The 26,055-nt window shown below is 71.8% G+C and carries 26 protein-coding genes; 15 read left to right on the top strand and 11 right to left on the bottom strand.

Annotated features, from left to right (window positions below):
- Positions 1 to 15 precede the first annotated feature (15 nt).
- The 3 genes from ACWD4B_RS02655 to ACWD4B_RS02645 are packed head-to-tail and all read left to right on the top strand — an operon-like array spanning position 16 to position 3,371.
- Positions 16 to 1,434, top strand: a complete 1,419-nt coding sequence (locus ACWD4B_RS02655; protein ID WP_451419048.1) for an aldehyde dehydrogenase family protein — start codon at positions 16 to 18, stop codon at positions 1,432 to 1,434.
- Between the two features lie 31 nt (positions 1,435 to 1,465).
- Positions 1,466 to 2,563: a Zn-dependent alcohol dehydrogenase gene (locus ACWD4B_RS02650; protein ID WP_451419047.1), complete on the top strand. Its 1,098-nt coding sequence runs from the start codon at positions 1,466 to 1,468 to the stop codon at positions 2,561 to 2,563.
- Between the two features lie 46 nt (positions 2,564 to 2,609).
- Positions 2,610 to 3,371, top strand: coding sequence for a serine hydrolase (locus tag ACWD4B_RS02645; RefSeq protein WP_451419046.1), 762 nt, complete (start codon positions 2,610 to 2,612; stop codon positions 3,369 to 3,371).
- Here the strand turns inward: ACWD4B_RS02645 and ACWD4B_RS02640 are convergent.
- Positions 3,341 to 4,444, bottom strand: a complete 1,104-nt coding sequence (locus ACWD4B_RS02640) for an aminotransferase class I/II-fold pyridoxal phosphate-dependent enzyme (RefSeq protein WP_451419045.1) — start codon at positions 4,442 to 4,444, stop codon at positions 3,341 to 3,343. The genes ACWD4B_RS02645 and ACWD4B_RS02640 overlap by 31 nt on opposite strands.
- A gap of 267 nt (positions 4,445 to 4,711) precedes the next feature.
- Between ACWD4B_RS02640 and ACWD4B_RS02635 the strand changes: the two genes are divergently transcribed.
- The 5 genes from ACWD4B_RS02635 to ACWD4B_RS02615 all read left to right on the top strand — a co-directional run bounded on the left by ACWD4B_RS02635 (position 4,712) and on the right by ACWD4B_RS02615 (position 8,417).
- Positions 4,712 to 5,368 carry a mechanosensitive ion channel family protein gene (locus ACWD4B_RS02635; protein WP_451419044.1) on the top strand — a complete coding sequence of 219 codons (657 nt, stop codon included), beginning with the start codon at positions 4,712 to 4,714 and terminating at the stop codon, positions 5,366 to 5,368.
- A gap of 102 nt (positions 5,369 to 5,470) precedes the next feature.
- Entirely contained in the window at positions 5,471 to 6,265 is a 795-nt protein-coding gene (locus ACWD4B_RS02630) for a hypothetical protein (protein WP_451419043.1), read from the top strand.
- Between the two features lie 5 nt (positions 6,266 to 6,270).
- A complete protein-coding gene (locus ACWD4B_RS02625) occupies positions 6,271 to 6,444 on the top strand; it encodes a hypothetical protein (protein ID WP_451419042.1) in 174 nt (57 codons plus the stop codon).
- Between the two features lie 61 nt (positions 6,445 to 6,505).
- Complete coding sequence (locus tag ACWD4B_RS02620) at positions 6,506 to 7,030, top strand: hypothetical protein (protein ID WP_451419041.1); 525 nt, start codon at positions 6,506 to 6,508, stop codon at positions 7,028 to 7,030.
- 319 nt (positions 7,031 to 7,349) lie between these two features.
- Positions 7,350 to 8,417 carry a PucR family transcriptional regulator gene (locus ACWD4B_RS02615; protein WP_451419040.1) on the top strand — a complete coding sequence of 356 codons (1,068 nt, stop codon included), beginning with the start codon at positions 7,350 to 7,352 and terminating at the stop codon, positions 8,415 to 8,417.
- A gap of 72 nt (positions 8,418 to 8,489) precedes the next feature.
- Here ACWD4B_RS02615 and ACWD4B_RS02610 read toward each other — a convergent pair whose 3' ends face one another.
- The 4 genes from ACWD4B_RS02610 to ACWD4B_RS02595 all read right to left on the bottom strand — a co-directional run bounded on the left by ACWD4B_RS02610 (position 8,490) and on the right by ACWD4B_RS02595 (position 13,321).
- On the bottom strand, positions 8,490 to 9,956 hold the full coding sequence (locus tag ACWD4B_RS02610) for a flotillin family protein (protein WP_451419039.1): 1,467 nt from the start codon (positions 9,954 to 9,956) through the stop codon (positions 8,490 to 8,492).
- Positions 9,957 to 10,053: 97 nt separating this feature from the next.
- Positions 10,054 to 10,563 (bottom strand): hypothetical protein, encoded by a 510-nt coding sequence (locus tag ACWD4B_RS02605; RefSeq protein ID WP_451419038.1) that lies wholly within the window; start codon positions 10,561 to 10,563, stop codon positions 10,054 to 10,056.
- 264 nt (positions 10,564 to 10,827) lie between these two features.
- Entirely contained in the window at positions 10,828 to 11,853 is a 1,026-nt protein-coding gene (locus tag ACWD4B_RS02600) for an acetamidase/formamidase family protein (RefSeq protein WP_451419037.1), read from the bottom strand.
- Positions 11,846 to 13,321, bottom strand: coding sequence for an APC family permease (locus ACWD4B_RS02595; protein WP_451419036.1), 1,476 nt, complete (start codon positions 13,319 to 13,321; stop codon positions 11,846 to 11,848). Before ACWD4B_RS02595 ends, ACWD4B_RS02600 begins: the two co-directional genes overlap by 8 nt.
- 203 nt (positions 13,322 to 13,524) lie before the next feature.
- On the opposite strand from ACWD4B_RS02595, the gene ACWD4B_RS02590 reads away from it, so the two are divergent.
- Positions 13,525 to 13,920, top strand: a complete 396-nt coding sequence (locus ACWD4B_RS02590; RefSeq protein WP_451419035.1) for a peptidoglycan-binding domain-containing protein — start codon at positions 13,525 to 13,527, stop codon at positions 13,918 to 13,920.
- A 15-nt stretch (positions 13,921 to 13,935) separates the two neighbouring features.
- Here the strand turns inward: ACWD4B_RS02590 and ACWD4B_RS02585 are convergent, their stop codons facing one another.
- The 3 genes from ACWD4B_RS02585 to ACWD4B_RS02575 form a co-directional block, all read right to left on the bottom strand.
- Positions 13,936 to 14,253 (bottom strand): hypothetical protein, encoded by a 318-nt coding sequence (locus tag ACWD4B_RS02585; RefSeq protein ID WP_451419034.1) that lies wholly within the window; start codon positions 14,251 to 14,253, stop codon positions 13,936 to 13,938.
- Between the two features lie 185 nt (positions 14,254 to 14,438).
- Positions 14,439 to 15,827, bottom strand: coding sequence for a S53 family peptidase (locus tag ACWD4B_RS02580; protein ID WP_451419033.1), 1,389 nt, complete (start codon positions 15,825 to 15,827; stop codon positions 14,439 to 14,441).
- A gap of 149 nt (positions 15,828 to 15,976) precedes the next feature.
- Positions 15,977 to 18,229, bottom strand: coding sequence for an MMPL family transporter (locus ACWD4B_RS02575; protein ID WP_451419032.1), 2,253 nt, complete (start codon positions 18,227 to 18,229; stop codon positions 15,977 to 15,979).
- A 252-nt stretch (positions 18,230 to 18,481) separates the two neighbouring features.
- Between ACWD4B_RS02575 and ACWD4B_RS02570 the strand changes: the two genes are divergently transcribed.
- Positions 18,482 to 20,029: a hypothetical protein gene (locus tag ACWD4B_RS02570; RefSeq protein WP_451419031.1), complete on the top strand. Its 1,548-nt coding sequence runs from the start codon at positions 18,482 to 18,484 to the stop codon at positions 20,027 to 20,029.
- Here the strand turns inward: ACWD4B_RS02570 and ACWD4B_RS02565 are convergent.
- Positions 19,990 to 21,579, bottom strand: coding sequence for an FAD-dependent monooxygenase (locus ACWD4B_RS02565; protein ID WP_451419030.1), 1,590 nt, complete (start codon positions 21,577 to 21,579; stop codon positions 19,990 to 19,992). The genes ACWD4B_RS02570 and ACWD4B_RS02565 overlap by 40 nt on opposite strands.
- Positions 21,580 to 21,629: 50 nt before the next feature.
- Here ACWD4B_RS02565 and ACWD4B_RS02560 point away from each other — a divergent pair, with 50 nt between their 5' ends.
- Positions 21,630 to 22,313, top strand: a complete 684-nt coding sequence (locus ACWD4B_RS02560) for a TetR family transcriptional regulator (RefSeq protein ID WP_451419029.1) — start codon at positions 21,630 to 21,632, stop codon at positions 22,311 to 22,313.
- 57 nt (positions 22,314 to 22,370) lie between these two features.
- On the opposite strand, the gene ACWD4B_RS02555 is transcribed toward ACWD4B_RS02560, so the two are convergent.
- A complete protein-coding gene (locus ACWD4B_RS02555; protein WP_451419028.1) occupies positions 22,371 to 22,733 on the bottom strand; it encodes an SH3 domain-containing protein in 363 nt (120 codons plus the stop codon).
- Positions 22,734 to 22,984: 251 nt separating this feature from the next.
- Here ACWD4B_RS02555 and ACWD4B_RS02550 point away from each other — a divergent pair, with 251 nt between their 5' ends.
- The 4 genes from ACWD4B_RS02550 (at position 22,985) to ACWD4B_RS02535 (ending at position 25,543) form a co-directional block, all read left to right on the top strand.
- Positions 22,985 to 23,383 (top strand): hypothetical protein, encoded by a 399-nt coding sequence (locus ACWD4B_RS02550; protein WP_451419027.1) that lies wholly within the window; start codon positions 22,985 to 22,987, stop codon positions 23,381 to 23,383.
- Positions 23,384 to 23,458: 75 nt separating this feature from the next.
- Positions 23,459 to 23,875 carry a DnaJ family domain-containing protein gene (locus tag ACWD4B_RS02545; protein WP_451419026.1) on the top strand — a complete coding sequence of 139 codons (417 nt, stop codon included), beginning with the start codon at positions 23,459 to 23,461 and terminating at the stop codon, positions 23,873 to 23,875.
- 80 nt (positions 23,876 to 23,955) lie between these two features.
- Entirely contained in the window at positions 23,956 to 24,402 is a 447-nt protein-coding gene (locus ACWD4B_RS02540; RefSeq protein WP_451419025.1) for a hypothetical protein, read from the top strand.
- 58 nt (positions 24,403 to 24,460) lie between these two features.
- The gene (locus tag ACWD4B_RS02535) at positions 24,461 to 25,543 is read left to right on the top strand and encodes an ABC transporter permease (protein ID WP_451419024.1); all 1,083 of its coding nucleotides are present in this window, start codon (positions 24,461 to 24,463) and stop codon (positions 25,541 to 25,543) included.
- A 15-nt stretch (positions 25,544 to 25,558) separates the two neighbouring features.
- Here ACWD4B_RS02535 and ACWD4B_RS02530 read toward each other — a convergent pair whose 3' ends face one another.
- A complete protein-coding gene (locus tag ACWD4B_RS02530) occupies positions 25,559 to 25,768 on the bottom strand; it encodes a cold shock domain-containing protein (protein WP_451419023.1) in 210 nt (69 codons plus the stop codon).
- Positions 25,769 to 26,055: the final 287 nt, after the last annotated feature.

The raw sequence follows: 26,055 nt of genomic DNA, 5'->3' as shown, positions 1-26,055 counted from the left end.
AGGAGGCGACGGACTGTGAGCGCGCACGACGGCATGTACCTCGACGGCAGTTGGCGCCCCGCCGAGGGCAAGGACAGAATCGACGTCGTCAACCCCGCGGACGAGCAGGTCATCGGGACCGTGCCCGCCGGTACCGCCGCGGACGTCGACGCCGCCGTGCGCGCGGCACGCGCCGCGCTGCCCGGCTGGGCCGCCACCGCGCCCGCCGAGCGCGCGGAGTACCTGACCGCGCTGCGCGACGCGCTCGCCGCCCGGCAGACGGAGATCGCCGAGACGATCACCGCCGAACTGGGCGCGCCCACCGGCTTTGCGCAGCGCGTGCACACCGGGCTGCCGATCGCCGTGGCCGGCTCGTTCGCCGAACTCGCCGCCTCGTACCCCTTCGAGGAGAAGATCGGCAGCTCGGTGGTCCTGCACGAGCCGGTCGGTGTGGTCGGCGCGATCACGCCGTGGAACTACCCCCTGCACCAGATCGTCGCCAAGGTCGCCCCCGCGCTCGCGGCGGGCTGCACGATCGTCCTCAAGCCTGCCGAGGACACCCCGCTCACGGCCCGGCTGTTCGCGGAGTGCGTGGACGCGGCGGGCATTCCGGCGGGCGTGTTCAACCTCGTCACCGGCCTCGGCCCGGTCGCCGGGCAGGCCCTCGCCGAGCACCCGGACGTCGACCTGGTCTCCTTCACCGGCTCGACGGCCGTCGGCAGGCGCATCGGTGCGCTCGCGGGCGGCGCCGTCAAGCGCGTGGCCCTGGAACTGGGCGGCAAGTCCGCGAACGTGATCCTGCCGGGCGCCGACCTCGCGAAGGCGATCGCCGTCAACGTGGCGGACGTCATGTGCAATACGGGGCAGAGCTGCAACGCGCTGACGCGCACGCTCGTCCACACCGACCACTACGAAGAGGCGGTCCGTCTCGCGGCGGAGGCCGTCGCAAAGTACGTGCCCGGCGACCCGACCGACCCCGAGGTGCGCCTCGGCCCCGTCGTCAACGCCAAACAGCGGGAACGGGTGCGCGGTTACATCGCCAAGGGCGTCGAGGAGGGCGCCCGGATCGTCACCGGAGGCGAGGACGCGCCGGAGGGCAGGGAGAAGGGCTACTTCGTCCGCCCGACCGTCTTCGCCGACGTCACCCCGCGGATGACCATCGCGCAGGAGGAGATCTTCGGCCCGGTCCTGTCCTTCCTCAAGTACGAGACGGAGGACGAGGCCGCCGCCATCGCCAACGACTCCGTGTACGGGCTCGGCGGCGCGGTGTGGGCCGAGGACAAGGACCGGGCCGTGGCCTTCGCCCGGCGCCTGCAGACCGGCCAGGTCGACATCAACGGCGGCGGCTTCAACATCCGTGCCCCGTTCGGCGGTTACAAGCAGTCGGGCGTGGGGCGCGAGCTGGGGGCGCACGGTCTGGCGGAATACCTGCAGACGAAGTCCCTGCAGTTCTGACGGCTCTGACGGTTCACGGAAAGGCACCGACATGGTCCGCGCTGCGGTTCTGTCCGCCGTCGGAGCCCCCTTGCGGGTGGCCGACATCGACCTGCCCGCCCCGGGACCGGGCCAGGTGCGCATCGCGCTCGCGGCAGCGGGGGTCTGCCACTCCGACCTCTCCCTCTCCAACGGCACACTGCACCAGCCCGTGCCCGCCGTCCTCGGCCACGAGGGCGCGGGCACGGTCATGGCGGTCGGCGAGGGCGTGAGCGAGGTCGCCCCCGGCGACCGTGTCGTCCTCAACTGGGCGCCCGCCTGCCGCGCCTGCCGCTTCTGCGGTCTGGACGAACCGTGGCTCTGCACGAACGCGGCGAGCGCCGCGGGGGTCCCGTACGCCACGCTCGCCGCCGACGGCTCGCCGCTCTACCCGGGCCTGGGCACGGCGGTCTTCGCGGAGGAGACGGTCGTACGGGCGGAGGCGGTGATCCCGCTGCCGGACGGGATCCCCCTGGCCGAGGCCGCCCTGCTCGGCTGCGCCGTCCTCACCGGCTACGGCGCCGTGCACCACAGCGCGCGGGTACGGGCCGGCGAGTCGGTCGCGGTGTACGGCGCCGGCGGCGTCGGCCTCGCGACCATCCAGTCCGCGCGGATTGCGGGCGCGGGGGCGATCGTCGCCGTGGACTCCTCCCCGGAGAAGGAGGAGCTGGCCCGGGCCGCCGGCGCCACCGAGTTCGTCCTGGCGGACGGCGACACCACGGCCAAGCGGGTCCGCGCGGCGGCGGGCGGTCCGGGCGCCGATGTCGCCATCGAGTGCGTGGGCCGCGCCGAGACCATCCGCACGGCCTGGTCCTCGACCCGGCGCGGCGGCCGCACGACAGTCGTCGGCATCGGGGGGAAGGACGAACAGGTCGCCTTCTCGGCCCTGGAACTCTTCCATTTCGGACGGACGTTGTCGGGCTGCGTCTACGGCAACAGCGACCCCGCCCGGGACCTGCCGATCGTCGCGCGCCACGTGCGGGAGGGGCGCCTGGACCTGTCCGGCATGGTGACGGACCGGGTCGGACTCGGCGACATCCCGGAGGCGTTCGCGGCGATGCGGCAGGGGAGGGGCGGGAGGTCGCTGGTGGTGTTTCCGGGAGCGGGCTGAGTGGATGTGCTGCCTCGACAGGTCTCTCCGGGCGTACCGTCGGATCGTGCTCTCACTCGTCGTGGCGCCGTGGCGGCGCACCCCCGTGGTCGAACGGAACCAGGACGTGCCGCATGACGCGGCCAGCACGATGAAGGTGGCGGTGCTGGCCGCGCTCCACCGCAGCGGAGTCGACCTGGACAGAAGCATCCCCGTGGTCAACCGCTTCACGTCCGTGGCCGGTTCGGCCACCTACGCCAACTCGCCTGCTGCAGACAGCGATCCGGAGCCGTGGGAGCTCCTCGGTGCAGCCGCGTCGCTGCGCTGGCTCGCCGGGCGGATGGTCACGCACTCCTCGAACCTCGCCACCAACCTCTGCCTGGCCGAAGTCGGCCACGACGCCGTGGCGCGGGTGTGGCGGCAGGCCGGCGCGTCCGCCAGTGCGAGCCCGCGTGGTATCGAGGACCATCCCGCCCGTGCGGCCGGTGTCCGCAACCGGGTCACCGCCGCCGATCTGGTCAGGCTGCTGGAGTCGCTGGAGCCGGAGGTCCTCGGACTGCTGGAGGGCAACGTCCACCGCGTGGACCTGGCGGCCGGGCTGCCGCCGCGGTCCCGGCTGGCGAGCAAGAACGGCTGGTTTCCCGGAGTGCGGCACTGCGCCGCCGTGGTGTATCCGCAGGACGCGGAGCCCTACACGATCGCCGTCTGCTACACCGGCCCCCTGGCGAACGGGCACGACGTCGACGACCCGGCGGCCCGCCTGCTGGCGCGGATCTCGGCACGCGTCTGGGCCGGCCGTCACACCTTCCCGGGCCGGCCGGCCTGCTGACGGACCGTGGCCATCAAGGCTTCGACACCAGTGCGGTTGAGCAGGTTGATGCGGATGTAGCCGGGGTGACCGTCGAGTTCGAAGTACTTCCCGTCCAGGGCGAGGAACCAGCGGTCCGGCACCCGCGGCCGGGCGAACAGGAAGAAACCGGTCTCCACCGGCATCCGCGCGCTGAGGGCGCCGCTGTCCGCCAGCACCCGGTGGCGGTCGCGGAGATGCCGTATCAGTGCGCCGTTGCCCTCGCCGAGCATGAGGTCGGCCGCACGGTGCGCGAAGAGGCGGTCGGACACCGCCACATCGCCGTGCAGATTGATGTGCAGCTCGGCCAGCTCGTTGCGCAGGTGACCGGGGACGAGCAGATGGGCGCAGCGGTAGCCGTGGATCGACAGGTATTTGGTGGGGCACACCATGCGGAGGGTGAGGTCGCCGGGCAGGCGGGTGGCCGACTCCTCGCCGCGTTCCCCGTCCCAGCGCATGTACTGGAAGGTCCCGTCGACGAAGACCAGTGAGCCCGTCTCCTGCTGCCAGACCCCGATGGCCTTCAGCACCGTGGAAGGGACTCTTCTGCCCGCGTACCAGACCGGGTCGGTGAGGACGAGCACGGTCCGTTCGTCGGGCAGGCGCAGGTCGAATTCCCTTTGGTAGGCGTGGCCGCGGGCGACGGGGACGGGTTCTATGCCCATGCGTCTGAAGAGGTAGGCGAGCTTGTAGTACACCGGCGCGACGTAGTGGATCCGTCGCCGTCCTGTCAGCAGCAGCCAGGTGGCGAACGTGCCGAGGAGGCTGCTGGAACCGCCGCCCGGGAGCACGTTGCGCAGCGTGCAGTCGGCCCCGTCGTAGTGCCGGTGCATCGCGGCGATTTTGGCGCGCAGCTCGACGTCCTCGTCCTGGCCGGAGTAGCGGGTGATGTCCGCCAGGCGCCCCGGGGCGGTGTCGGCGAGTTCGCCGAGGAACTCCTCGACGAACGGGTGGCCGCCGTTGTAGTCGGAGACGAAGACCCGGGCGCCGGGCTGCTGCCGCTCGGCCTCTATCAGCTCGTGCCAGTCGAGCATCCGGAACAGTGACGGCGTCACGGGCACCCTCATTCGCGTGGGCTGATGGTTGTGTCTCACCGGACAGCAGTGTCCGGACTCGAAGGTGCCCCCGGCAACAGGACCCTGGGGCGCCCCCGGCGCCTCCCGCCTGCCAGAGCGACGGGGTGCAGGTCGCCCTGCCGCCGGTCGGTCCCGCTGCTGGTCAGAGGACAGCCCGGTGCCCTGGGTAGTCTGCTCCGCGACCATTCTCACCACATCCGCACCACGTGCGCACCACAGAAGGGCTCATCGGTGGACCAGGACCGCATGTCCGCAGGCGTCATCGCCATGCAACACCGGCTGCACTGGCGGGGGACGATCCGGACCCGGCGGGCCGTCGTCATCACGTCGTTGGCCATCGGCGGGCTCGTCGTGTCGCTCAACTTCGGCGGACTGCTGGGGAATCCCGGCAGCCACGAGTCGCTGACCTCCCGGGTGATCGCCGGCGTCAGCGCGGGCGTCTTCCTGGTGGGTGCACTGATCGCGGTGCGCGGGGCCACGGACGACCTGGTGAAACTGCTGTCCGGCCGGATCAGCGACGACCGGACCGCTGCGCTGCGGGTGATCTGCCTGCTGTCCGGCTATGCGCTGGTGATACTCGGCGCGCTGAGCCTGCTCCGGGTGCCCTGGGAGAAACTGCTGCTGGGCGGCGCGCTGACCGGGGTGATCCTGGGCATCGCGGCCCAGCCGGTGCTGGGGAACATCTTCGCCGGTCTGGTGCTGCTGGTCGCGCACCCGTTCACGATCGGCGAGCGGGTCAGCGTCCAGTCGGGTCCGCTCGGCGGCCGGATCGAGGGCGAAGTCACCGACATGACCCTGCTGTTCGTCGAGCTCCACACCGACGACGGCAAGATGCTCATCCCCAACAACGCCGTGCTCGGTGCCGCCATCGGGCCGCCGAGCCGCGAGGCGCTGGACGCCTGACGGCTGTGACGCCGGATGCAGGGCCTCCTCCACCCGGCGGGGGTCCGAACTCGGCCGATCGGCCGACCCAGGCGGCCGTGGCGCATGCCTAGCATGAGCCGCATGGGCAACAGGACTCGCATACTCCGCTTCCCGGAGCACGGACTTCCCGGCACACTGGTCAGCTGCACCGGGCACGGTGACCTCATGGAGCGGGAGCCCCGCGGCCTCCTGGAGGTCCCGTCCGAGGCGCAGTTGATCTACGCGGCGGACACGGGCGGGGACAGCCTCGCGGCCCTGGCCGAGCTGCCGCCCGACACGTTCACGGTCGTCGACCTGGGCGGTGCGGGCGACGCGACGATCCGGTCCGTGGCGGGCCATCGCAGCCTCAAGACGCTGGTCCTGTCCGGCGACTTCACCGACGAGGGCGTCGGGGCGCTCGGCGGAATGCCCGAGTTGACCTATCTCGTACTGGAATCATCGCATTTCACCGGGGCGGGGCTCACCGCCCTCGCCGGAACCGAGACCTTCGACTCCCTCCGGAGCCTCGTCCTCAGCGACGTCCCCGACCTGGAGCCGGAACGGCTGCACGCCCTGTCGGAAGCACGCCACCTGGCCAACCTCACCCTTGAGAACATCCGGGTCGACCATGCCCTGGCCGACGTGCTGCTCGCCCTCGCACCGTCGTTGGCCGAGGTGTGGCTCACCGAACGCCCCGGCCGTGAACTCGACCTCGCCGTGCTGGAGCGGCTGCTCGGCGCAGGACTCGAGGTGAACGGCGTCTCCGCCGCTCCCGAGCATGCGCCCCGCTTCGCCCGTACCGCCGCCGATGCCGCGGTCATGCCCGACCTCCCCGACGACGAGGCCGCCGCACCGCCCCGCGGCGGGGTACTCCACGAGATCACCGAGAAGGCCTGATCGGTGTGCAGATCGACATCGCCCGCGCCGAGTGGGCGCGGCAGCGCTTCGACGCCCTCGGCGTGCCTGCGGTCGTCCTGCTGCGGGACGGCCGGGAGGTCTCCCGCTTCAGCGGGGTCCGGCCCCGGCAGCGCATCACGGACTGGCTCGCCGCAGCGGGTGTCGGCGGTATGCGATAGGCAGACCCGAGGCGGGTATCACATAGGTGGCTTACCCCCCTCGCGTGCCGCGGAGCCGTCGATGATGCACACCACCCCCATGCCCGCAGACATCGGGCTCACCCAGATAGCAGGCCCCACCGGCAGGCTGATCCGCGTCGGCCAGTGGCTGAACGGCAACGGATTCGCCGACTACGAACACGCCTTCCTCGTCCTGCCCGGCGGGAAGTTGCTGGAGGCCGAACCGGGCGGGGCGCGCATCCGCCCGCTGGAGGAATACACGCACTCGCGCGTCCTGTACGTGTACCCGCCCGGCCTGACCGGGCAGCAACGTGTGGCCGTGTGCGCAGCAGCCGGCCGCTATGTCGGAGTGCCGTACAGCTTCCTCGACTACGGAGCCATCGCCGCACACCGGTTCCGGCTGCCGCTGCCCGGGCTGCGGCGCTACGTGGCCTCGACCCGGCACCAGATCTGCTCGCAACTGGTGGATCAGTGCTACCAGGATGCCGGGGTGCACCTGTTCGCCGACGGGCGCTGGCCCGGGTACGTGACCCCGATGGCGCTGTACGGGCTCCTCGCCCGGGGAGAGCAGGTGCTGGCGGCCTAGGCCGTGTCCGGCGGATCTGCGTCGCGCGGCACCGCAGCGCCCCGTCAGGGGCGCGGGGAACTGCGCGATCGGCCATGACGCGCCCGCAGTCGAGGTTCCCAGGGCTTCGCCCCGGACCCCTGGGATGGTGCGTCGGCTGCAGGCCGTCGATGGCCGATCGCGCAGTTCCCCGCGCCCCTGACGGGGCGCCTGGTCGCGCCCACGAGCGAAGATCCGCCGGACAGGCCCTAGGGATACGGTGCGCCCGCTCCCGTGGCAACGCACGCCACGCCGTGTGCGTAAATAGGAGGTAAAGCGGCGCCGAACCGGGAGAACACGCGTGGGAGCGAGGACAGGACCCGAGTCGTACCTGGACGGGTACGAGAAGATCCTGACCGATGCGGCCGGCACGGGCCGTCGGCCGGACCGGACGCAGATCGGGGCGCGGCGGGCGAGCGGCGAACAGGCGGCGGAGGCCGGGCTGTCCCTGCGCTCGTGCGTGGCCGCCCACCTGGCGGCCACCCGGCGGCACTGGCCCGCAGGGCGCACCTCCCCGTCCGACGCCGACCGTGTGCTCGGTGCGGCGGAGCAGGCGATCGACGCGTTCGCGGAGGGGTACGAGCGGGCTCAACGGCTCGCGGCGCGTCAAGAGGAGGCGGACCGGCGGGAGTTCGTCGACGACCTGCTGCACGGCCGCAGCAATCTCGGGCGTCTGGCGGCGCGGGCCGAGCGGTTCGGGCTGCTGCTCTCCCACGCCTACGCGGTGGCGGTCGCCGCAGGGCCCGAGGCGTACGACGACTTCCACCCGGTGACGCGGCAGGTCGCCGATTCCCTCGTCGGCCGGTTCGGCAGCCGGAACATCCTCATCACGACCAAGGACGGCCGGGTCATCTGCATCGCCCCGGGCGACCAGACCGATGTGCTGACGTACTTCGCCGAGCAGGCGTACGCGGCGATCGGCACGGGCGGCCGGACAGCCGTCGGCAGGCCCAAGAGCGGCGGCGGGGGTGTCGCGCACTCCTATGAGGAGGCTCTGTCGACGTTGGAGCTCGCTGCCCGGATGGGCTTCGACGAGCCCGTGTTGAAGGCGTCCGACCTGCTGGTCTTCCCGGTGCTGGCCCGCGACCGGCAGGCACTGGCGGACCTGGTCCACACGACGCTGGGGCCGTTGGGCCAGGCCCGTGGCGGGGCCGTGCCGTTGCTGGAGACGCTCACCGCCTATTTCGACGCGGGGTGCATATCGGCGGAGGCCGCCCGCACGTTGTCGCTCAGCGTCCGGGCGCTGACCTACCGGCTCCGCCGCATCCACGTCCTGACCGGCTGCGACCCGGCCGACCCGACCCACCGCTACACGCTGCAGACCGCCGTCATCGGGGCCCGGCTCCTGGACTGGCCTGCGCAGCCCTGACACGCGGCAGCGGCGGGGCCGTACCCCCGTGGCCGGCCTCGCCGTGTTCCCCCGTGTCCTGTCCGATGCGCGTTACTCGGTAATCGCGATCTTGCCGTTGCGCGGAGCCCGTGCCGCGTCCCCCTGGGCGGGCTTGCCCTTGTCCGCGGTCAGGCCCTTGAGGAGCCCGGCCAGGTCGACGCCCGTGGTGGAGCCGATGAGCTCCATGCCCTGGGCGACGTTGTCGGCGACCGTGCGCGGCAGCTTGCCGGCGCCGTCGGTGGAGATGACGGTCAACTTGTCGATGGCACCGAGCGGTTCGGCCGCCTTGCCGACCACCTGGGGCAGCACCTCGACGAGCATCTGCAGGACGGCCGCGTCACCGTAGCGCTCGAAGGCGTCGGCCTTCTTGTTCATCGCCTCCGCCTCGGCGGTGCCCTTGGCGGCGATGGCTGCAGCCTCCGCCTCGCCCTCCTGGCGGACGGCGTCCGCGATGGCCACACGCCGGGCACGCTCGGCCTCGCCCCGCTTGGCGCCCTCGACGGCCACGGCCTCGGCCGCGGCGATCGCCGCCAGACGCTCGGCCTCCGCCTGCTTGACCCGGGCGACCCGCTTGGCCTCCGCCTCCTGCTCGGCCTCGTACCGCCTGGCGTCGGCGGGCTTGCGCACCTCGGTATCCAGCTGACGGTCCGTCAGGGCGGCCTGGCGCTCGGCGACCTTCTCCTGCTCGACGAGGACCTGCTGCTGGCGGTCGGCCTCGGCCAGCGGCCCGGCGGCGTTGGCCTGCGCGGCCGCCGCGTCGGTCTCGGCCTTGATCTCCGCCTGCCGCAGATACAGGGTCCGCTGTGCGACCGCGATCTCCTCCTCGGCCTTCAGCCGGGCCTGTTCGGCCGCCTGGCGGGCGTTGGCCTCGGCGATGTCGGCCTCCTGCATGGCCCGGGCGGCCTCTGGCCGGCCGAGGTCCTCCAGGTAGCTGCCCTCCGTGGTGATGTCCTGGATCTGGAAGGCGTCGAGGACGAGCCCCTGCCCGGACAGGCTGGCCTCGGCCTCCTCCGCGACCTGCCCGGCGAACGCGGCACGGTCACGGATGATGTCCTCCACCGACATCCGGCCCACGATGGAGCGCAGGGCTCCCGAGAGCACCTCCTGGGTGAACCCGACGATGCCGTCCTGCTGTTGGAGGAAGCGCTGTGCGGCGGCGCGTATGGCGTCCTCCGTGCCCCCGACCTTCACGATCGCGACGCCCTCCAGGTGGGCCTTGATGCCACGCAGGGTCACCGCGCCGCGAACGGCGACGGGGATGTGCCGGCTGGACAGGTCGAGCACGAACCGCTGCTGGACGAACGGGACAACGAACACCCCGCCCCCGACCACGACCTTCTGGCCGCTGTTGTCGGTGAACACCTTCCCGGTCTGCGGGTCCGTGGCCTTCTTCCCGCGCCGCCCGGTGATGATGAACGCCTCGCTGGGGCCCGCCACCTTGTAGCGGGTGACGACGACCAGCGCGAGCAGGACGAGGAGCACCACCACTCCTACGACCGCGATGACGACTGGGCTCATGGAGAATCTCCTCTCCTGCCGCCGGGGGAGGGGCGGCAGGTCGTACTGGCAGGGAAAAGCAGTGAAAAATGCAATGAAGAAAGGGGACTTGCGCGCGTCAGCGCTCGACCGTGCGCACGCTCACCGACGTGGACGACGGGGCGGCGGCGACCCACACCTCCGCGCCCCGGCCCACCGGCCCGTCCGCCGTGGCGGCGTACTTCGCCGGCTGCCCGGCCAGGCGCAGCAGAACTTCTCCGTAGCCGTCGGCCGGGATGGCGGTCACCACCGTTCCGGCGGTCCCGATGAGATCGTCCCTGGTGAGTGCGGCCGGGCCGCTGTCGCGCAGGAGAGCCCGACTGAACCGGTACGTCAGCCAGCCGGCGCCCGACCCCGCGACGCTCCCCGCGGCGGCTGCCGCTCCCGCCCCGAGTCCGGTGGACCCGAGCACGATCGCCCCCGTGAAACCGAGCATCGAGACGAAGCCCGCGACCACCGGGAGCGACAGCCACCCGTCGAACAGTCCGCCCAGGGCGCCGTCGAAAACGCTCTCCAACACCCCGTCGAACACCAGCGAGAGGACCAGGAGCGCGATCCCCCCGATGCCGAGACCCAGAAACCAGCCCATGAGCATCCTTCCCGCCTCACTGACAACCTCGCTGGACGGGGGCATCGTGCCATCGGATGCAGGCTGCATTCATTTCCTGGTTCCGGCAATCTTTACGGCTCTTTAACGCCCTGTCCCCGTGGCCGGAGGGTCCCACCGAAGCGAACCCTCTTCTCCGAAAGGACGATCCATAGGGCCTTCGGGCCTCCTGGCCCGCGGCCAGCGGTCGTCGGGCCGGCGCAGCACATCGGCGGCACCTGTGTCCCGTCGGCGTGCTCTTCCCGCCTACCGCCCGCCGAGCTGCCCCAACGCCCGCGCCGACTCCCTCAGTTGCCCGTGCACGTCCCGGTGCGTACTCCCCGGCGGCAGCCACTCCCTGCGCAGCTTCGCCACGCACGTGTAGTTCGCGTCGCAGACGTTGGCCAGCGGTGACTCGGACGCCTGCGTCACCAACTGGTAGGCGTCCAGCCGCGACAGCCCGAAGTCCCGGTGCAGCCAGTCCACCAGGCCGAGCTGGGCGATCCGGAAGGCGTCCTCCAACGGGCGGGCGGAACCGGTGGAGATGATGTGCGTGTCGGACTCCAGGCGGGGCCACGGTGTCGCGATGTCCTTCAACAGCTCGACGATCACGACCGTGTTCATCGCGCACTCCACGGCCACACCGCACGCCTCGCCCTCGCCCTGCCGTGCGTGCCCGTCGCCCAGGCTCAGCAGTGCGCCCTCCACGTTCACCCCGAGGAAGCAGGTGACCCCGGCCCGCATCTCGGGCGTGTCCATGTTGCCGCCGTGCGCGTCGGGCACGAGCGCCGAGCGGACCTCCAGGTTCGCGGGCGCGACACCGACCGTGCCGTGCATCGGATCCATCGGCAGCTCGATCTCGGTATCGCTGTCCCGGGCACTGAACAGGCAGGTGCGGCGCGCCCGGTCGAGCTGCCACATCCAGACGACCTCGGGCAGCGGCTCGTGCAACGAAGCCGTCGCGTGCGTGGAGGTGAGTGCCCCGAACAGCGGCACGGTGGTGGAGGCGGCCCGGTCGCGGGCCGGTTCGACGGACACGAAGTGCACGGCCAGCGTGTCCCCGGGCTCCGCGCCCTCCACGTGGAACGGGCCGGTCTGCGGGTTGAGGAAGGGGAACTCGCACACCCGCGAGACCAGGTCCTGCTCGGACCGGACCCGCCCCGCGAAGCAGTCCTCCGTGTACAGGTCCAGCACGGTGCCGGGCGCGATCCGCGCCACCGGCGGCGCGCCGCCGAACGTCCAGGCGAAATCGCCCGGTTCGGGGCGTACGGTCAGGATCCTCGGATCAGTCATGGTCCTGCAGCTCCGCTTCGTCGTCGAGATGGACCCGCCCGATCGCCGCCAGCCGCTCCGGATGCCGCCGCCGCAGCACCAGCAGCACGACCACGCCGAGCAGCATCCACACCGCCACCACCGGACCGGCGTACGAGACGGGCGCCGCGAGCCGGGTGACGAACCAGAAGACCGGCAGTCCCGCGGCCGTCAGCAGGGCCGGCACGAACGCGACCACGCCCAGCGCCGGGACGAGCAGATGGCGCACGGGCCGCAACTCCGCGCGCCGGCGGCGCAGGAAGAAGCCCGCACAGGCGAGGTCGGCCACGATGTACACCCCCATGACCACGGTCACGACGACCGTCGCCAGGAGCGAGAAGGCCGTCGTCGGGCCGTAGGCGGCACCGAGCCCCAGCGCCACCGCCAGAGTGACCACGCCCTGCACGGCGACGGCGACCACGGGGGAGCGGTGCCGGGGATGCACGACGGCGAGGGCCCGCGGCCACACCCCGATGCGGCCGAACGCGAAGGCCGTGCGGGTCGCCGCGTTGACGCCTGCATTGGCATTGGCCACACAGGAGTTGACGACGGCCAGGAGCACCAGCACCCAGAAGAACCCGAACGAGGCCCGCGCCACCCCGCCCCACGACGCCGCCCCCGCCACCCCGAACGACGCGAACCTGTCGGGCCCGTAGAAGACGGTCATGGCGTAGGTGGCGGCCACATAGAACAGCCCGACGCCCAGCGCCGCCCCGACCACCGCCCGCTGCACCGTGCGCCGCGGCCGCCGGGCCTCCTCCGCCAGCGGCGCCGCGGCCTCGAACCCGGCGAAGCCCAGGACGCAGTACGCGGCGCCCGCGAGTACCCCGCCCGCGCCGCTGCCCCCGGGGGCGTGCCCGGTGGTGAACACGGAGAGGGAGTTGGCCGATCCGGCCCGCACGATCAGCAGGACGGTGAGGACCAGGAAGACCGCGATCTCCAGCACGCCGAGGACGGTGCCGAGCCGCGCCGAGGCCCGGATCCCGTAGAAGCCCGCGACGATCACGACCGCCGCCCCCGCCAGCGCCCACGGCCACCACAGGTCCTCCGGGTACCCGGCCCACTCGTCGTGCAGCGTCCCGGCCGTGGTGAAGCCGATCTGGAGCATCAACAGCGCCGGGATCAGCGCCTCCACGAAGACGTACGCCCACGCGACGAGGAAACCGGCCGCCGGGTGCAGGCCCTGCGAGCTGTAGGCCGCCACCGACCCGGCGGCCGGAAGGCGGCGTGCCAGCTCCCCGATGCACGAGGCGGCCAGCAGGCAGGCCAGGAGGGCGAGCAGCACGGACAGCGGCAGGCTGCCGCCCGCGAAGGGCGCACCGGTGGGGATCGAGGCCGCGATGGCGGCTCCGGGGGCCATCGCGGTGATGCTCTGGAACAGCACCTCGCGCATGCCCACCGCGTCGCGCCGCAGCCCGGCGCCCGTCCCCCGGTTCCCGGTCGTGGTCATCGGAGGCCAGGGTAGGGGCGGGACGGGTGCGGCGGAAGAGGGCCAACAGGCGTGCCCCGCCCGGCTGCTGCGCCGGGTGGAGAGGGAGGCGGTCTACCGCCCCGGGTGCAGGACGGATCTCCACCCCGTGCGGGACGCCCCGGAGCCGGGCGCCTCCCTATCTTTGCGGGTGCAGGAACCCCGACCGACGGAAGCGGGAGACCATGAAGACCGCGATCACAAAGACGACGATCACGAGGACGAGAAGGACCACCGCCCTCACCGGCCTGCTCGGCGCGGCCCTCGCCGTGACCACCGCGGTGGCCGTACCGGCCGCCGCTGCACCGGCCCAGCACCATCAACCGGCGCAGCGGACCGGGTACATCGGCTGCCTCTACTACGACGGGAACGACGTCGTCTCACGCGGCGACCACGGCAAGGCGGTTCAGGAGGTCCAGTGCCTGCTGGACTACTGGCACTACGACATCGGCCCGTGGGGCGCCGACGGCGACTTCGGCCCCGCCACCGAACGGGCGGTGCTCAAGTTCCAGCGCGACCACCACCTGCACGTCGACGGCATCGTCGGCCCCCGGACCTGGAAGGTCCTGCACGGCGAATGACGCACGGCGAACGACTCAGCGGCCGCCGAACTTCACGCTCTTGAAGACGAACTTGGCGGGGGCCTTCTGCCCGCGGCCCAGGCGGTGCTCCGCGCCCTTGCAGCCCTTGTCCGCGTAGACCACGGCCACGCCCTTGGTCCCGTTCTCCGCCTGGCGCGCCTCCTGTTCCATGGCGAAGCACTTGCCGTCCGGCGGGTTGGTGATGAAGTAGGGATGCCCTCCGGGTCCCCTCCAGTGGAAATCGCCGCCGGAGGCGCCTGCCGTGGCGGCAGGCAGCGAGACGGCGAGGAGGAGGCCTCCCAGGGTGGCGACCGCAGTGCGGAACAGGCGCATCACAGATCCTTGCTCTCGACGGCGAAGCAGGCGGGGGAACGGCCCCCGATGCGCTCAACGACGCTCGGCCTCGTTACGACACGCAGTTGTCCGGTCGCGGTTGGTGACGGCCGGTCAAGCAGGCCGGGGGAGCAGGGTGTTCCCTGCTCCCCCGGCACCCTTGCGGGTGAGTGTCCTACGGTGCGTCAGCCGCGGCGGCTCGCCCGGGCGAGGGCCGGGACGAAGCGGGCGGCGTCCACGGTGCCGACGCCGGTCGCCATGTCGTAGCCGTTGACGGCGGTGTAGCCCTCGACGCCCTGGTAGCTGTTGTTCGTACCGTCGTTGACGTCGACGATGCCGGTGTTCTTGCCGTGCGCGGACTGCTTGTTCAGCGTGTACAGCGCCTCGTTGATGTTGCCCACGCGGTGCCCGGCGGCCTGGTCGGCCAGGGCGACGATGCCGGAGAACAGCGGGCAGGCCTCGCTGGTGCCGCCGGTGATGTCCCAGCCGGTCGCGGTCGGGTCGTAGCTGGAGTAGATCCAGGCACCGCCGTCGACCGCGGCGGACATCGAGATGTCCGGGGTGCCGCGGCGGTCGCCGACGACGCCCTTGACGCCGTTCTGGAACGACGGGCGGCCGAAGACGTGCGACTGGCCGCCGCCGCCCGCGCCGTGGTCGTTGTAGACGCTGTCGGGCTTGACGCGGTTGCCCTTGTCGTCGAGGTGCAGCTGGGTGCCGCCGATGGAGGTCACCAGCGGGTCGGACGAGGGCCAGGAGTTGACGCGCTCCTTGTAGTAGCCCTTGCCGTCGGCCGTGTTGTCGGTGGCACCGCCGTCACCGGAGGAGGCGAGCACGGTCACGTGCTTCTTCGCGGCGTCCTTGAAGGCGTACCGCAGGTTCTTGATGCTGGAGAAGTCGCCCTTGTCGAAGCCGGGGAAGGTGTTCTCCGTCGCGCCGAAGCTCTGGCTGATCACGTCGCCGACGCCGCGGTCGATCATGGCCTTCTCGGCGTCCATCATCTCCGGCAGACCGGTGGTGCCCTCGGTCTCGGCGACCGCCGTCTCGACCAGGACGATCTTCGCGTCGGGCGCCACGGCGTGCGCCATCTCGACGTCGAGGGTGGTCTCGCCGGCCCAGCCGGTCATGTCCGGGTTCTTGGGGTCGAACGCGGGGACGTTGCCCCACTTGACGACGTCGACCTTGGTGCTGGGTATGCCGAACTGCTTGCTGTAGACGTCCAGGTCGTGCTGGATCGTCGGCGAGCCGAAGGAGTCGACGATGACGATCGTGCGGCCCTTGCCGGTGATGCCGGCCTTGTACAGCGGCTCCAGGTTGTACGCCTTGCGGTACTGGATCGGGTCGTAGCAGTTCAGCTTGAACTGGGCCTGGCACTGCTCGATGGAGAGCGGGCTGCCCACGGCGCGCACCAGGGCGTGACCGGCACTGGCCGGAACCGCCTTGGTGTGCGGGATCGTCGCGGCGTGCGCGGCAGCGGTGGCCCCGGTCAGCGGGGCGGCCGTCAGTGCAACGGCGGTGAGGGCGGCGGTGGCTGCCGTTGCGGCCGCGACGCGCGACCGGAGACGAGCTACGTGCATGAATTCTCCCTGAGAGGACCGGAGCCGCACGGAGCGGCTGTCGCGATCTCACGGGATGGTCATGCGCAGATCAAGAGTATTTGACGCTTGATATCGAATGTTTTGCCTAAACGCGAAGTTGACGGCCGTTTGCGGAGTCATGCCCTCCGTTACGGCCCGTCCCGTCGGCTCCGCGCGCCGCGTGCGGGCCACCAATTGGCCCGGCCCGCCAGGCACATGACGGCGGGCACCAGCAGGGCCCGTACCAGGGTGCAGTCCAGGACGACGGCGACGGCCAGGCCGAAGCCGATGAGCTGCAGCATGGCCAGGTCGCAGGCGGCGAGGGAGGCCATGACGACGGCGAACACCAGCGCCGCCGACGTGAACAGCCGCGCGGTGCGCTGCAGTCCGGTGGCCACCGCGAGACGGGTCTCCGTGCCGTTGCGGTGCTCCTCCAGGATGCGGGAGAGCAGGAAGACCTCGTAGTCCATCGACAGGCCGAAGGCCGTGCAGAACATCACCGCGGGGATGATGACGTCGGTGGTGTCGGGTGCGTTGAGCGGCCCGATCAGCCATTCCAGCCGGCCCTGTTGGAAGACCGCGACGATGATCCCGAACGTGGCCGCCAGGCTGAGGGCGTTGAGCAGCACGGCCTTGACGGGCACCAGCAGGCTGCGGGTGTAGGCGAACAGCAGCACCAGCGTGGCGGCCACGGTGAGCAGGATCGCGGCGGGCAGCCGGTTGCTCAGTGCGTCCTCGGTGTCGGTCATCCGGGCCCCGGAGCCGCCCACCAGCGCGGGGGCGGGGGCGGGTTCGCGGCGCAGCCGTTCGGTCAGCAGCCGGCCCTCCGGGGACAGTACCGACGGCACCGACGGGGTGATGCTCAGCCAGGTCCCGGCAGGCCCGGCGAAGCCGGCCCCCCGGACGTCCGCGTCGGCCGTGAGCCGGCCGTTGCGGTACGTGCCGGTCGCTGTCTGCACCTGCCGCACGCCCGGCAGCTGCGACAGTCGCGCGGCATAGCCGTGCACGGCCGCCGCGGCGGACGCCGCGCCCGGGTCCGCCTCGGGCGCGTCGGAGGTCAGGGCCTCGGCCGGGGGCGCGATGCGCAGGCCCGGCAGCACCACCGTGGCCGTGTCCTCGGCCTCCGCGGCGAAGTCGGTGCGCAGCCGCCGCGAGGCCTGGGCCACCGGCGAGGAGGGCGGCAGGATGCGGTCGTCGTACATGCCGAACCGCACCCCGGCCCCCGGCGCGGCCAGCACCCCGAGCACCAGCAGGGTGCCCACGGCGACGGCCGCCGGGCGCCGCGTCACCCACATCGCCAGCCGGTACCAGCGGCCCTGCGCCACCGGCCGCCGGGCGCCGCGCCGCCAACGGGCGAACAGGTCGAAGCGGTTGACGCGTGCGCCCAGCAGCACCAGCATCGCGGGCAGCACCAGCAGGGCGCCGGCCGCCGAGCACACCGCCACGGCCGCTCCGCCGACGGCCAGCGAACGGGTCAGCGGCAGCGGGAAGACCATCAGCGCACCCAGCGCCGCCGCCACGGTCGTCGCGGAGAACGCCACCGCCCGCCCCGCGGTGCCCAGGGCGCGCTCGGCGGCCTGCACGGGCTGCGCTCCCGCGGCGAGCTCCTCGCGGTACCGGCTGACCATCAGCAGGCAGTAGTCGACGGCGAGTCCGAAGCCGAGCGCGGTGGCGATGTTCAGCACGAACACCGACACCGTCATCACCTCGCTGAGCAGCCGCAGCACGGCGGTCGTGGTGACGACCGCGAAGCCGCCCACGAGCACGGGCAGCAGCGCGGCGACCAGACTGCCGAAGATCCACAGCAGGATCAGCAGCACCAGCGGCGCCACGACCATCTCGGCGACCAGCGCGCCCTCGGTGCTCAGCCGCTCCATCTCGGCGAACAGTGCGGCCTCGCCGGCGGCCGAGACCTGCAACGGCCCCGCGCGCCCGGTCTCCCGGGCCGTCACGGCCTTGCTGGCCGCCAGTACGGCCCGTTCGTCGCCGTGGAACCGCACGGCGACCACGGCGCTGTGCCCGTCCCGGCTCCGCAGCTCGGGCACCTGCTGCGGCCAGTAGCCCCGCACCCAGGCCGTGTGCGGGTCGGACGCCAGACGCCCGGTCAGCGCCCGGCCCGCGTCCGCCGCCGCGGGCGCGTCGACCTGCCCGTCCGAGGTGACGACCAGTACCAGGTGCGGCTCGCCGCCGCCGAAGTGCGACGCGAGGAAGGCGTCGGCCCGGGTCGACTGCGCCATGGCCGGGGTCCACCCGCCCGGTGCCAGCCGCTCGCCCACGCCGTGCCCGCCCACGGCGGCCGCCAGGGCCACCAGCGTGAGCAGGAGGAGCGTCCCCAGGGCCCGTCGCGGAGAGCCGTGGGCGACCCCTGCGAGAAGGGAATGGCGAGGCTTTCGGGGGAGCATCACATGGGCGTCCTTCGCAGGGGTCGGAGGCGCCTCCCACCATTAATCATTCAATGTCAAAATAGGTGCATTGCGGTGATGTGGGCGTGTCGCCCGGCCCGGGCGCGCCGGCCGGACCGCCGCTGCGCGGGCAGCCGCGGTCGGCATATGACATCTGTCAGCGTGCACCGGTGACACGGCCAACTGCCCCGGAGTCGACCTTCCTTGCGACGCTGGTGAACACAACGGTTCACCCACGGAGAGGACTTGGCCGTGTCCAAGCGCATCATCGCCCTGGCCGTCGCCACCGCCGCCCTGGCCGGAATCGCCTCGGCGCCCGGTGCGGCGGCGGGAGCACCGGAAGGCGCGGAGATCACGGTCGGCGGCCGGGTCACCAACACCGTCACCGCCACCGCGATCGGCGTCAACACGCCCTTCTGGAACCCGTACTTGAAGGATGCCAGGACACCCGGCCTCATCCGCAAGGCGGGCATCAGGACGCTCTCCTTCAACGCCGGAGGGCCCACCGACCTCTACCACTTCGAGCACGGCGGCTGGCTCAGCCCCGACCCCAACGGCAAGGACAACGGCGGATACCAGGACCTGAACCCGGAGTTCAGCTTCGACCGGTTCGCCGCCACGGCACGCGCCGCCGACGCCCGCATGCTCGTGCACGTCAACTACGGGACCGGACCGACCGACACCAAGGACGCCCCCAGTACCCCGGAACACCCCAAGCCCGGCGACCCCCGCGAGGCGGCCGCCTGGGTGCGCTACGCCAACAAGACCCGCCACTACGGGGTCCGCGACTGGGTGATCGGCGAGGAGACCTACCTCAACGGCTGGTTCACCCTCCCCGGCCGCAACTTCCCGCACCAGCCCGACGCCCACACCGACAAGTCCCCGGCCGCCTACGCCCGCAACGTCATCGCCTACTCCGAGGCGATGAAGGCGGTCGACCCCGGCATCCGGATCGGCATCGGGCTGTTCCCCTACGACCCGGCGAAGCTGAACGAACCCGGCTTCAACAAGGCCATGAAGGAATGGGACGACACCGTCCTCAACACCCCCGGCCTGGCCCGCGCCGTCGACTTCGCCGACATCCACTGGTACCACGCCGCCTTCAGCCACAAGCAGAGCGACGCCGACGTGCTGGCCGACACCGCGGCCACCGGCCCGGTCCTGCGCGCCCTGCGCGCCGACATGGACCGGGCCTCGGGGCCGGGACACCGCATCGCGGTCACCGTCGGCGAGACCAACTCCGCGACACTCAACGCCACTCAACAGCAGGACAACGCCGTGGGAGCCCTCTACCTGCTGGACAACAACCTGTCACTCCTGGAGAACGGCGCCTCCGACATCGATTGGTGGGCCCTGTACAACGGCCCCTTGAACACGGGCACCGCCAACTGGGGCGATCTCGGCCTGCTGTCGTCCGGAGTGTGCTTCTCCGACGACAAGAAGGGCAAGCAGTGCCAGCCCCCGGTGGGCACTCCCTTCGCGCCGTACTACACGATGCAGATGCTGACCACCGCACTCAAGGGCGGCGGCAGCACCCTCGCCACCGCCGTATCCGGCAGCAGCGACACCCTCACCGCCCACGCGGTCCGCCGGGCCGACGGCACACTCGCGGTCGTGGTGGTCAACAAGGACCCCCGGCAGACGCAGAAGATCTACCTGAACCTGCCCCGCGGCTACCGCGCGGACCGCACGCTGACGTGGCAGCAGGGCGACAAGGACCCGGCCACGCAGCGCGGCCGGGTGCCCACCGCCCTCGCCCCCTACTCCGCCGCGGTCGTGCTGCTCGCGCCGCGCGGCTGAGGCACCCCGAACCACTGCGTGAGCGCGGTGTCGAGCCCGTGGAGGTCCTCACCGTCCGTGGCCCACGCGACGAAGCCGTCGGGCCGCACCAGCAGCGCCGCCAGTCCGGGATGCGAGGTGCACCGGGCCGCGACCGTCCGCACCCGGCCCCCGAACGCCTCGGCCCGGTCGGCGAGACCGGGCCCGGCGGCGCCGAGGTCGAGCAACAGCGCCTGGCCGTCGTGGAGATGATCGGCCAGGCGCGTGCCGTCGGCCAGGAGAAGGTCCGGCGCACTGCGTCCCGTCAGCGGATGGTCGCCCGGCAGGTCGTACGCCTGCCAGACGCCCAGGATCTTCTTGACGAAGTACGTGGTGCCCGTGACGGTGTCCATCAGATCGCGCACGACGCTGCGCATCGCCTGCGCGTGCGGCGTCAGCCGCATGACGGCGATCTGCGCCCTGGTCCACTCCAGCACCCAGGCGCCGATGGGGTGCCGCTCGGCCGTGTAGGTGTCGAGCAGCCCCTCGGCGGCCGTGCCGTGCACCGTGGCGGCCAGCTTCCAGCCGAGGTTCATCGCGTCGCCGATGCCCAGGTTCAGCCCCTGGCCGCCGAACGGCGAGTGCACGTGCGCCGCGTCACCGGCCAGCAGGATGCGCCCCTTGCGATACGAGCTCGCCTGGCGGGCGTTGTCGGTGAAGCGGGTGGCGGTGTGCACCTTGGTGATCCGGACGTCCGCTCCGGAGACCTTGCGCAGGCTGGTCTCCAGCTCCTCGGCGGTCACCGGTGCGTTCCGGTCGGCCGGCGGGCCGTCGAACTCGACGGTGAGGATCCGGCCGGGGAAGGGACCGTGGACGTAGACGCCGGTGCCGGTGCCCTGCCAGCCGCTGCCCAGGGCCTCCGCGCCCTCCAGCTCCACCACGGCCTGATGGCCGGTGATCTCCGGGTCCGTACCGGGGAAGTCGAAGCCCGCGAGCCGCCGGACCGTGCTGCGGCCGCCGTCGCAGCCGACCAGCCAGCCCGCGCGGATCGTCCCCCCGCTCGTGCGGACGCTCACTCCCTCGTCGTCCGCATCGAATCCTTCGAGCTCCACGCCCCGCCGCAGCTCCACGCCCAGGGCGGCGGCGCGCTCGAGGAGCACGCCCTCCAGATCGGCCTGGGGCACCAGGCCGACATCGCCCGCCGGGCCGAGGTGGGCGAAGTCGGGGTCGGACGTGTCCAGCATGTTGCCGTACAGCGGTATGCCCGCGAAGTGGCCCACGAACTTCGGCGCGCTCTTCGCCGCCTGCCCGTCGGGGGCGTGCGCGCGCAGGAACTCCGAGACCTCCGCGAGGCGGAGCTCCTGCACCGCGGCCATCGCGGGCAGCAGGCCCCGCCGGTCGAACGCCACCGCGCTGGGCGCGTTGATGGCCCCCGCCTTGATCGTCCTGTCGGGCTCCGGCAGCCGCTCGACGACGACCACGGCCGTCCCCGCCAACGCGAGCTCGCAGGCGAGCATGAGGCCCGTGGGGCCGGCGCCCGCCACCACGACGTCGTAGTCCGTGGTCCTGACTTCCTGGGTCATGTCTTCCATGGCGCTCACTGTAGTCACTAAAAAGATGTGGCCGCTATATAATTTTTGGCGTGGAGGATCACGAGGGCTACGAGGACCGCAACGAGAACCCGGGGGCCCGGCAATCGGCCCCGCAGCGCCCGACGCTGCGCGAACAGAAGAAGCAGCAGACGCGGCAGCGCATCTCCGCGGCGGCCACGGAGATGTTCTGCGCGCGCGGCTTCGACCACGTCACCGTCGCCGAGGTCGCGGAGGCCGCACAGGTCTCGGCCATGACGGTCTTCAACTACTTCCCGCGCAAGGAGGACCTCTTCCTCGACCGCATCCCGGAAGCCGTCGAGCTCGTCGGCCGCACGGTCCGGGAACGGGATCCGGAGCACTCCCCGACGGAGGCGGTGCGCCGCGCGCTGATCGAACTCCACGACCAGCAGCACCCGTTGGCCGGTGTGGCCAACCGGTTCGTGAACTTCTGGCAGGTCGTCATCGACTCGCCCGCCCTGCAGGCCCGTGCCCGCGAAGGCGTCGAGGAGGTGGAGAACGCGCTGGCCGAGGCCATCGCGGAGGGGACCGGCGCCGACCCCGACGACGAAGGCCCGCGGCTGGCCGCGGCGCTGACCGTCGCCGCCTACCGCACCGCCTATCTGACCGCGGTCCGCCGCCTGCTGGCCGGCGAGCGCGCGGAGGACTTCGCCGACGAGCAACGGGCGCTGATCCACCGGGTCTTCGACGCCGTGGAACGCGCCCTCCGGCAGTGAGCCGGCGACGGGGGCGGGCCCGGCCCGCCCCCGCGCTTCATCTCGTGCTCACGTGCCTCACTTGCACAGCGGCACCGGCGACAGGTTCTGCACGTAACGCGCAGCGACGTAGCCGGGCTTGCCGTTGCCGAGGAGGTACCACAGGTCGTTCCCGTTCACGTTCGACCCGTGCTTCTTGCAGGACAGCTCGACGACCGTCCCCGGCTTGAGAGCGCCGAGGTACTTGGACGACTGCGTCGGGCGCTCGCGTACGGACAGCGGCAGCTTGGACACCACCTTGCCCTTCGGCGGGACCGGCTTCGCCACGGCGGCCGTCGCGGCCGAGGGCGTCTGGGCACCGGCCGGAACGGCGGCCAGGAGCGTGCCCGAAGCGACCAGCAGTGCGGATGCGCCGACAGCCGCCGCACGACGTACTGACATATACATCAACTTTCCCCCTGTTCCTTCCCCAATGGGCTCAACGGGCTCAATGGGAGATGCATGGTGTATGACCCATGGGGGAGCGAAACGGTTGCATGGGGGCGCACGGTCCGTATGCACATCCCCCCTTCGGGGGTTTCCTCCCGCAATGAGGGCGTACGGCGCGGAGATTGCTGCCAGCCTCTGCGGACGACGGACGGTCATCGGGACCGTTACCGGGACTGCAGAGGGCGGAGCGGATGAAGCGTACGGTGACGAAAGCGCGTTGGGTGTGGCGCACGGTGGTGAGCGCGGTGGGCGCCACGGCGGTGTTCCTGGCCTCCGGCCCTGCAGCCTTCGCGGGTTCGGCGTGCGGAGGGCCGGTCTGCCTCACCGTCGACAACAGCGGCCGGTACGTCGCCCGGGCCACGGCCACGCCCGCGAAGGGCGGTGACTTCTTCGGCTACTTCGAGCTGCACGGTCCCCCCGGCCTGCAGGGCAAGAGCGCATCGCGGCACTGGCGCGCCGGCCAGAAGTACGGCATGGCCCTGGGCCGCGTCGTCCCCGACCGCACGAAGATCTGCGTCGACAGCTGGAAGACGGCCGAATACAGCAAGGACGTCAAGCCCGAGCACTACGGGCACGTCTGCGTGGAGGTCCGCGGCCAGTAGTGCTCCGGCGACCGGCACACTGGAGAGGGGAGCCCGGTGCGGGGCCGGGCGACGGCTCCTTGGAAGGAGCGCACAGTGACCGAACGCAAACCGCCGGGTGCCAGATTCGAGTCGTGGGTCGAGCAGCAGATCCGCGTGGCGGAGGAGCGGGGCGACTTCGCGAAACTGCCGGGCTTCGGCAAGCCCCTGCCCGGCGACGCGCACAGGCCCTACGACGAGGACTGGTGGGTCAAGGAGAAGATGCGCCGCGAGCAGATCTCCTTCCTCCCGCCGGCGCTCGCCCTGCGCAAGGAGGCCGAGGACGCCCTGGCCGCCGCGGTGGGCGCCGGGACGGAGGCGCAGGTCCGGCGGATCGTCGCGGAGATCAACGAGAAGATCGCCGCGGCTCTCAGGATGCCGCCTCCCGGACCGCCGCTGCAGCTCGCCCCGTTCGACGTGGAGGAGGTCCTGACGTCGTGGCGCGAGCGGCGCGGCGGTCAGGAGATGGCGTGATGTGGTGAGGACAGGTTCCGGGCCGGGCGGGCAGTGTTGGGGCGGTCAGACACCCCCCGACACACGTGAGGACGGACGACATGAGGCTCACTGCCCTGCTGACCGTGCCACTGGCCGTGGGAGCGCTGCTGGGAGTTGCGGCATCTCCCGCCCCGGCGGCCGCGCACGCCCCGGCCCCGGTCAGGGCGGCGGGCGTCAGTGATGTGACGCTCACCAATGCCGACAACGGCAGCACGCTGACCGTGCAGAACGATACGAACCTACGGGTCCGGCTCACCGGATTCCGCTCGCCGTCCGCCACCTGGGCATGGAGCCTGCCGACGGCGGACAACCCTGGAGTCGCCGACCGGACAACGGCGTTGACGTCCGAGGACGGCAGCGCGATGGCGGACTTCCTGATAGAAGGGCCCGGCGCCACGGGCATCGAGGCCTACGAGCGCTGCATTCCGCAGCCCGGCCGGGTGTGTCCCCACCTGGTCATCCTCTGGAAGGTGAGAGTCAGGGTGGACGACCGCCCGGCCCGCTGAGCCCTGGCCGGCTCTGCGGAAACCTGCCGGATCCGGCAGGTCCGCTTATGGTGACCCCATGACGGACGGGAGCGGCGAGGGCGGAGACCGTACCGGCGCCGCCGGGCAGCGCAAGCGCCCCGGCGAGCGCTGGACGGCGTTCCGCCGCTCGCCGTTCCTGCCGGCCACGGTGCTCGTCCTCCTCGTGGCCGCGGCCGCCGGGCTGTTCGCCGGCTCGTACACCTATGCCATGGCCAACCCCACGCCGCACCGCGTCCCGGTGGCCGTCACCGGGGTGGCCGAATCCAGGATCAAGCGTGCCGCGTTCGTCCAGGGGATGGAAAAGGCCCTGGGCGCCGAACTGCAGCTGCACCACTACGCCACCTACTCGGCCGCCCGGAACGCGGTGGACGAACAGCAGGTCTTCGCGATCCTCCGGGAGCGCCCCGGCAGCAACCCCGCACTGGACGTCTCCGGGGCATCAGGAGCCACCGTGGCGCAGTTGCTGGCCACGGCTGCGCCCGAGGTCGGCACATCCATCGGCGTGCCGGTGACCGTGCGGGACGTCAACCCGCTCCAGCCGGGCGACCCGCGAGGCCTCGCCCTCTTCTACATCACGCTCGCCGCGGTGGTCGTCGGCATGATCGGTTCCATCCAGCTGAGCGTCCACGCCCGCGACCTCACCCCGGCCGAACGCATCGCCTTCACCCTCGCCTATGCGCTCCTGGGCGGCTTCGCCATCACGGCCGTCGTGGACTGGGGACTGAGTGCACTGCGGCTGCCGTTCGTCGAGTCCTGGCTGATCCTCGCGTTCACGATGTTCACGGCGGGCATGTTCTTCACCATGTGCAACACCCTCATCGGCCGGTGGGCGATGATCCCGGTGTGGGGCGTGCTGGTCATGCTGGGCAACCCGTCCTCCGGCGGCGCGGTCTCCTGGCCGCTGCTCCCGTCGCTCCTGGGCTCGATCGGCCGCTGGCTCCCGCCGGGCGCCTCGGTCAACGCCCAGCACACGGCGGTGTACTTCCGGAGCCACCAGCACGCCCTGCCCTTCGTGGTGCTGGCCGTGTGGGCGACGGTGTCCTGCGCGGTCTTCTGGATCTGGCGCCACCGGCACCCGGGCGGCCGGGAACGGGAGGTCGGCGCGGTGGCACCGGGGTGACCCGCGCCTCCCTGCTCACCGCACGATGCGCACGTGCTCCGCGTGAAGGGTGCCGTCCGTGTCCATGGCGGGCACGTACGTGACCCGGATGCCCTCGGTGACGAAAGTGAGGTCTTCAATGGCCTCGCTGGTCACCCGCACCTCGGAGCCGTCGTCGCCGTCGATGTACCCGTATCCCCTGGCCTGGTTGAACCAGCGCACCACACCACTGACCCTGTCGCTCATTCCCCCGCCTCCAACAATCGGGCGCCTTCTGTCAACTACCGTGTATCACATGGGCGTTCCGGCAGTACAGACGTACGGCGCAGGCGGGCTCGGCGCCAGGGTGTGTCCGACGGATCTTCGTCGTGCGGCACCGCAGCGCCCCGTCAGGGGCGCGGGGAACTGCGCGGCCAGCCGCGACGCTCCCGCAGTAGAGGTTCTCGGGGCTTCGCCCCGGACCCCTGGGGTGGTGCGTCGGCTGCGGGCCGTCGGTGGCTGGTCGCGCCCACGCGGCGGAGCCGCATATGTCA

The organism is Streptomyces sp. NPDC002536, assembly GCF_053594995.1.
The sequence above is the reverse complement of the archived record's forward strand: the minus strand, read 5'-3'. Positions and strand labels throughout refer to the sequence as shown.